The sequence below is a fragment of the Mesorhizobium sp. M2C.T.Ca.TU.002.02.1.1 genome, from assembly GCF_003997225.1.
This window is the reverse complement of record NZ_RZTO01000248.1, coordinates 1-7,541: the sequence shown is the minus strand read 5'-3', so window position 1 is coordinate 7,541 and position 7,541 is coordinate 1. Positions and strand designations below refer to the sequence as shown.

The following is a 7,541-nucleotide window of genomic DNA, read 5'->3' as shown; positions in this document are numbered from 1 at the left end:
GTGCTGGACGTCATGGTGACGCTCGCCGCCGAAGGCATGACCATGATCTGCGTGACCCATGAAATGGGCTTCGCCCGCCGCGTCGCCGACCGGGTGATCTTCATGGACGGCGGCGAGATCGTCGAGGAAGCGCCGCCGGAGGAATTCTTCACGTCCTCCCGAAACGAGCGCACCCGTCAGTTTTTGTCGCAGGTGCTGGGTCATTGAACGGCATGCCGAGAGATGCGACGTTCCGCGCGCAGCACATCAGCAGGAATTTCAATGACCGATCCTACAGTCGCCTTGCGCGAGATACTCGGACCGAAAGGCTGGCTTTCGGGCGATGATGCCCAACCCTACCAGCGCGATTGGCTCAACCGTTATGGCATCCGGCCCCTGGGCGTCGCCCGCCCCGCGAATACCGCGGAGGTGGCCGCGGTCGTCAAGGCCTGCAGGCAGGCCCGATTGGCAGTCGTGCCGCAAGGCGGCAACACCGGCCTGTGCGGCGGCGCCGTCGCCGACCAGGCCAACGCGGTGATCGTCTCGCTGTCGCGCATGGCGGCAATCGGCGAACCGGACCTGGAGAGCGGGTCTATCCTGGTCGATGCGGGCGTGGTTCTCGCCGGGCTGCATGAGGCGCTGGAACCGCATGGGCTGATGTTCCCGATGCATCTCGGCGCCGAAGGCAGCGCCAGGATCGGTGGCCTGATCGGCACCAATGCCGGCGGCAGTCACGCGTTCCGGTTCGGCATGATGCAGGATCTTGTCCTTGGCCTCGAAGTCGTGATGCCGGACGGCACGGTGTGGGACGGTCTTCGCGCGGTGCAGAAGGACAATGCCGGCTATCAGCTGCGCAAGTTGTTCTGCGGTTCGGAAGGCACGCTCGGCATCGTGACGCGAGCGGTCCTCAGGCTCTATCCCACGCCAAAGCAGCAGGCGAGCGCGCTGCTCGTGATGTCCGACTTCGCGGCGGCCGTTTCGTTCGGCGCCTTCCTGCGCGGCGAGGCCGGCGAATTCCTCGCCGGCCTCGAATTCTTTTCGGATGTCGGCCTGACGCTGGCGCTCAAGCATCTGCCTGACCTTGCCTATCAGCTGGAGACAAGGGGCGACGTCTATCTGCTCGTCGAGATGGCGTCGGGCTCGACACGCGTTCCCCTCGACGAGATCCTGTCCTCGGCGCTGGAATGGGGCATGGAGCAAGGGCTGGTGGTCGATGGCGCGCTGGCCAATTCGGGCGCGCAGCGGGCGCAGTTCTGGCGCCTGCGCGAGGAACAGCCGGAGGGCCAGCGGCTGGAAGGCGAGCAGCTCAAGCACGACATCTCCGTGCCGCCGGGCGCGATCGCGCGCTTCATCGAAGCGGGCGCGAAACGATGCCACGACATTCTTCCGGACGTGCGGATCAACCCGTTCGGCCATCTCGGCGACGGCAACATCCACTACAATCTGTCGCCGCCGGAAGGCCGCGCCGATTTCGACGGCAAGGCCGCAGCGTTCGCCGAGGCGCTGGCCGCTTTAGCCACCGACATGGGCGGTAGCTTTGCCGCCGAGCATGGGCTCGGCCGCGCCAAGATCGTCATGGCTGACCGGAACAGAAGTCCGGTGGAGCGGGAGCTCATGGCACGGCTGAAGGATGCGTTCGATCCGTCGGGCACGATGAACCCCGGTGTTTTGGTGCGGATTTCATAGCAAAGAAAAACTTTCGTATAGATCGCATTTCTTGATTTCGCGCCGGCCGGCCACAGTGCAGGTATAAATCCGAAAGGCAGGCTCGGTCCGCTTGCCGCCGGATTAAGAGGATGTCGAAGCATGGTCCGCAATGGCGGTCGCCTTCTTGTCGAGTGCCTGACCGCCTTGGGCGCGACAAAGAGCTTCGGCGTTCCCGGCGAAAGCTATCTCGCCGTGCTCGACGCGCTGCACGATACCAAGGGCAAACTGGATTATGTGCTTTGCCGCAACGAAGGCGGCGCGGCGTTCATGGCTTCCGCCTATGGCAAGCTGACTGGATCGCCGGGCATCTGCTTCGTGACCCGAGGCCCGGGTGTGACCAATGCCAGCATCGGCGTCCACACCGCCATGCAGGACTCCGCGCCGATGATCCTGTTCGTCGGCCAGGTCGGCACCGACATGAAGGGCCGCGAAGCCTTCCAGGAGATCGACTACCGGGCGGTCTACGGAACCGTCGCAAAATGGGCGGTCGAAATCGACGACGTCGAACGACTTCCCGAGATCGTGGCGCGGGCCTGGACTACGGCCCTGACCGGAAGGCCCGGCCCCGTCGTGGTCGCGCTGCCGGAAGACATGCTGACCACCGCGACCGAAGCCGCGCCGCTCAATGGCCCTGCTTCGATCTTCGAAGCCGCTCCGTCGCAGGATGCCATCGCGGCGGCGCTCGAGATGCTGGCCGCAGCCGAGAGGCCGGTGCTGCTCATGGGCGGCGCCAACTGGACGGCGGACGGACGCGCCGCGCTCCAGGCCTTTGCCGAGGCTTCAGACATCCCCGTCATTGCCGCTTTCCGGTACCAGGATCAGTTCGACAACCATTCCCCGGTCTTCGTCGGCGAGGCCGGCGTCGGCATGGTGGCGCACGTCAAGACATTGATCCGCGATGCGGATGTGATCCTGGCCGTCAATGTCCGCTTCGGCGAGATGACGACGGACGGCTACACGCTGCTCGACGTTCCGGTGCCGCGCCAGAAGCTGATCCATGCGCACGGCTCCGACCGGGAGATCGGCAAGATCTATGTGCCGGCCATCGGCATCCATGCCGGCCCGAATGCTTTCGCCAAGGCGCTGACGCCGGTGAAGGGTGGCTGGGCCGAGTGGCGCGCTGCGGCGCGCAAGGCCTATGAAGGCACGTTCGCCGCGCCGGTGCAGCCCGGCCCGGTCGACATGGTCGCGGTCAGCGCCTGGCTGCGCGAGACCTTGCCGGCCGACGTCATCCTCACCAACGGCGCCGGCAACTTCACGGTATGGCCGAACAAATTCTTCAAGTTCGGACCTAAGGCGCGGCTGCTCGCGCCGCAATCCGGCGCCATGGGCTACGGCCTGCCGGCGGCGATCGCCGCGAAGGTCGCCTATCCGCAGCGCACGGTCGTCTGCTTCGCCGGCGACGGCGACTTCCAGATGAACTGCCAGGAGCTCGGCACCGCCATGCAGGCCGGCGCGCAGCCGATCGTGCTCATCATCAACAACGGCATCTACGGCACGATCCGCGCGCATCAGGAGCGCAACTATCCGGCCCGCGTTTCCGGCACCTCGCTCGAGAACCCCGACTTCGTGGCGCTTGCGAAGGCCTACGGCTTTCACGCCGAGCGCGTCGAGGCAACACAGGATTTCGCAGCGGCATTCGAGCGGGCGCTCAACTCCGCGACCGGCGCGGTCCTCGACATCGCCATCTCGCCCGAAGCGCTCACGCCCCGGCAAACCCTTTCCCAGATGCGCGACGCCGCGCTCGCTTCGCAGAAGGCCAAGGCATGACCTCCAGATCAGACGACATCCGTCTCGGCGCGGACATCGGCGGCACCTTCACCGACATCGCGCTCGATGTCAGGGGAACGATGTTCTCGACCAAGGTGCTGACCAATTATGCGGCGCCCGAGCAGGCGATCCTCGACGGCATCGACGTGGTCATCCGCGATGCCGGCATCTCGGCAGCCGAGATCGGCATCATCATCCACGGCACGACGCTCGCCACCAATGCGCTGATCGAGCGGCGCGGCGCCAGGACCGCGCTCGTCACGACGGAAGGGTTCCGCGACGTGATCGAGATGCGGACGGAAAACCGCTTCGAGCAATATGACCTCAACCTGCAGCTGCCGACGCCGCTGATCCCGCGCGAGGACCGCTTCACGGTCAAGGGCCGCATCGGCGCCGAGGGCCAGGAATTGCAGCCGCTCGACGAAGCCGCGCTCGAGGAGATAGCCGATCGGATCGCCGCCGGCAATTTCGGCTCAGTGGCGATCGGCTTCATCCACGCTTACGCCAACCCCGGCCACGAGCGCCGCGCCCGCAACATCCTCGCCCGCAAGCTCAGCATCCCGATTTCGATCAGCGCCGAAGTCTCGCCGCAGATGCGCGAATTCGAGCGCTTCAACACGGTCTGCGCCAATGCCTATGTGCGGCCGCAGATGGCCGACTACCTCGCCCGCCTGCAGACGCGCCTGAAGGACATGGGCGCCGACTGCCCGGTTTTCATGATCCATTCCGGCGGCGGGTTGATCTCGGTGGAAACCGCTTCGGAATTTCCGGTACGCTTGGTTGAATCCGGCCCAGCGGGCGGCGCCATCTTTGCCGCCGACATCGCCCGGCGCTTCGGACTCGAAAAGGTCGTCTCCTACGACATGGGCGGAACCACCGCCAAGATCTGCCTGATCGAGGATTTTGCGCCGCGCACGGCGCGAACCTTCGAGGTGGCGCGCACCTATCGTTTCTCCAAGGGCTCGGGCATGCCGATCTCCATTCCGGTGATCGAAATGATCGAGATCGGCGCCGGCGGCGGCTCGATCGCTTGGGTCGACGCCATGGGTCGCATCCAGACCGGACCGGAAAGCGCCGGCTCGGAACCCGGCCCGGCCTGCTACGGCCGTGGCGGCAAGCGTCCGGCGATCACCGACGCCGACCTGGTGCTCGGCAAGCTCGATCCCGACAATTTCGCCGGCGGCGCGATCAGGCTCGACACCGCCGCCTCCGAGCAGGCGATCCTGCGCGATGTCGGCGAGCGCCTGTCGCTGAATGCCATGGCGACCGCCTTCGGCATCTGCGAGGTGGTGGATGAGAACATGGCCAACGCCGCGCGCGTCCACGCCGTCGAGAACGGCAAGAACATTTCCGACAATCTGATGATCGCTTTTGGCGGCGCCGCACCGCTGCATGCGGCAAGGCTGTGCGAAAAGCTCGGCATCGACCAGTGCATCGTGCCGCGCGGCGCCGGGGTCGGGTCGGCGATCGGCTTCCTCAAGGCGCCCTTCGGCTACGAAGCGCTGGCGTCGAAGCTGACGCGCCTGTCCCGCTTCAAGGCGGCCGAGGTGAACGCGCTCCTCGCCGACCTCAAAGCCTCCGCCGAAGGCTTTGTCCGCACCGGCGCCAGCGGAAAAATCGTCTGCGAGATCACCGCTTTCATGCGCTATGCAGGCCAGGGTTGGGAGATCCCCGTGCCGCTGGCGGACGAGCCGTTCGGCGACGATGCGGTGGTGAAGCTCAAGGACCTGTTCGAGGAGAACTACCAGCGCTTCTTCGGCCGCGCCATCGAAGGGCTCGACGGGTTGGAGATCGAGATCGTCACCTGGTCGGTGAAGGCGACGGATGTTCGGCCTGCGGTTGCGCGGCATGAGCTAACCATGGGCAAGAAGACGGGTAAGCCGGCAACGACGCGCGAGGTGTTCGACCCGGTCAGTGGCCGGCCGCGCAGCTATGGCATCGTCGAGCGCGACACGCTCTGCGCCGGCGATCGCATTGCGGGACCTGCCGTCATCGTCGAGCGCGAGACATCCACTGTCGTCACCACCAGCTTCGACGCCGTCGTCCAGAGCGACGGCGCGATCCTTCTGATCCGCAAAGGCAGCCGCGCATGAGCGATATTGGCGAAATCCGCATGCAGGTCATGTGGAACCGGTTGATCTCGGTGGTCGAGGAGCAGGCGCTCACCTTGCTGCGCACGGCCTTCTCGACCTCGGTGCGCGAATCCGGCGACCTGTCGGCCGGCGTGTTCGATCCGCGCGGCCAGATGCTGGCTCAGGCGGTCACCGGCACGCCGGGCCACGTCAACACCATGGCCGAGGCCGTGCTGCATTTCATGAACGCGATCCCGCGCGAGGAGATGTTCGAGGGCGACACCTATGTCACCAACGACCCCTGGCTCGGCACCGGCCACCTGCACGACATCACCATGGTGTCGCCGTCCTTCCTCAACGGCGAGCTCGTCGCCTTCTTCGCCTGCACCGCGCATGTCGTCGATGTCGGCGGGCGCGGCTTCGGCGCGGACGGCAAGTCGGTCTATGAGGAAGGCATCCAGATCCCGATCATGAAGTTCGCGGAGAAGGGCAAGGTCAATCTCGACCTCGTCCGCATCCTGCGCGCCAACGTCCGCGAGCCGAACCAGGTGGTCGGCGATTTCTATTCGCTCGCGGCCTGCAACGAGGTCGGCCACCGCCGCCTCGTCGACATGATGAACGAGATCGGCCTCGCCTCGCTCGACGGGCTCGGCGAGTTCATCTTCTCGCGCACCCGCGACGCCATGCTCGAGCGCATCGAGGCGCTGCCCAAGGGAAGCTGGTCGAACGAGCTGGTGACCGACGGCTATGACGAGCCGGTGAAGCTCGCAGCCACCGTCTCGGTCCGCGAGGACCATGTCGAGGTCGACTTCACCGGCACCGACCCGATGAGCCGCTGGGGCATCAACTGCCCGATCATCTACAGCAAGGCCTATGCCTGCTATGCGCTGAAATGCATGGTGGCGCCCGACATCCCCAACAATGCCGCCTCGCTCGCCTTCTTCACCGTTTCGTCGCCGGTCAATATCCTGAACGCCGTGCGGCCGGCGCCGGTGGCGCTCAGGCACATCTTCGGCCACATGGTCCCCGATCTGGTGCTTGGCGCCTTCGCCAAGGCGCTGCCCGGCAAGATCCTCGCCGAGGGCGCCGGCGCCTTGTGGAACATCCACATCTCGGCACGCCCGGCCGCCGGCGCATCCGGCCGCCGCGCGGAGGTGCTGATGTTCAATTCCGGCGGCATGGGCGCCCGCCCCGGGCTCGACGGCCTGTCGGCGACGGCCTTCCCGTCCGGCGTGCACACGATGCCGATCGAGGCGACCGAGCATACCGGCCCGATCGTCATCTGGCGCAAGGAGCTGCGGCCCAATTCTGGCGGCGATGGTGAGTTCCGCGGCGGCCTTGGCCAAGTCATCGAGATAGCCGCGACCGAGGGCCACGAGTTCGACTTCTCGGCCATGTTCGACCGCGTCAATCATCCAGCCCGTGGGCGCAATGGCGGCAAGCCAGGCGTCGCCGGCGTGGTCAAGCTCGACGACGGCACCAAGATGCGCCCCAAGGGCTGGCAGCATGTGCCAGCGGGACGCCGGCTGATCCTCGAACTGCCGGGCGGCGGCGGCTATGGCGATCCGGCCAAGCGCAACGCGGCCGCGCGGGCCAACGACCGATCCAAGGGTTACATCACGGAGAACGACTGATGAGCTATGTTGCCTCGCGCCTCTCGGCGGTGAAGCCCTCGGCATCGATGGCCGCTTCGCAGGCCGCCAAGGCGCTGCGCGCCAAGGGCGTGGATGTGATCGATCTCGGCCTGGGCGAGCCCGATTTCCCGACTCCGCTGCACATCATCGATGCCGCCCATTTCGCGGCGAAGGCCGGGCAAACGCTCTACACCGCTGCCGCCGGTACAGCCGAAGTGCGTGAGGCCGTGGCCGGCAAATTCCGGCGCGAGAACGGGCTGGAGTACACCGCCGACGACATCGTGGTGGCCAACGGCGCCAAGCAGATCATCTTCAACGCGCTGATGGCGACGCTGGAGAGCGGCGACGAGGCGATCCTGCCGGCGCCCTACTTCGTCTC

5 protein-coding genes and 1 pseudogene are annotated in these 7,541 nt (G+C 66.2%); all 6 read left to right on the top strand.

Going from position 1 to position 7,541, the window contains the following annotated elements:
- A pseudogene (locus tag EOD07_RS15240) lies at nucleotides 1-207 on the top strand (amino acid ABC transporter ATP-binding protein); the annotation flags it as partial.
- A 54-nt stretch (nucleotides 208-261) separates the two neighbouring features.
- Nucleotides 262-1,665 (top strand): FAD-binding oxidoreductase, encoded by a 1,404-nt coding sequence (locus tag EOD07_RS15235; RefSeq protein ID WP_127236058.1) that lies wholly within the window; start codon nucleotides 262-264, stop codon nucleotides 1,663-1,665.
- A gap of 120 nt (nucleotides 1,666-1,785) precedes the next feature.
- Nucleotides 1,786-3,456 (top strand): thiamine pyrophosphate-binding protein, encoded by a 1,671-nt coding sequence (locus tag EOD07_RS15230; RefSeq protein ID WP_127236057.1) that lies wholly within the window; start codon nucleotides 1,786-1,788, stop codon nucleotides 3,454-3,456.
- A complete protein-coding gene (locus EOD07_RS15225; RefSeq protein ID WP_127236056.1) occupies nucleotides 3,453-5,549 on the top strand; it encodes a hydantoinase/oxoprolinase family protein in 2,097 nt (698 codons plus the stop codon). Before EOD07_RS15230 ends, EOD07_RS15225 begins: the two co-directional genes overlap by 4 nt.
- Nucleotides 5,546-7,162, top strand: a complete 1,617-nt coding sequence (locus EOD07_RS15220; protein ID WP_127236055.1) for a hydantoinase B/oxoprolinase family protein — start codon at nucleotides 5,546-5,548, stop codon at nucleotides 7,160-7,162. The genes EOD07_RS15225 and EOD07_RS15220 overlap by 4 nt, the downstream gene beginning before the upstream one ends.
- A partial coding sequence (locus EOD07_RS15215; protein ID WP_127236054.1) for an aminotransferase class I/II-fold pyridoxal phosphate-dependent enzyme occupies nucleotides 7,162-7,541 on the top strand: 380 nt, incomplete at its 3' end. The genes EOD07_RS15220 and EOD07_RS15215, both read left to right, overlap by 1 nt.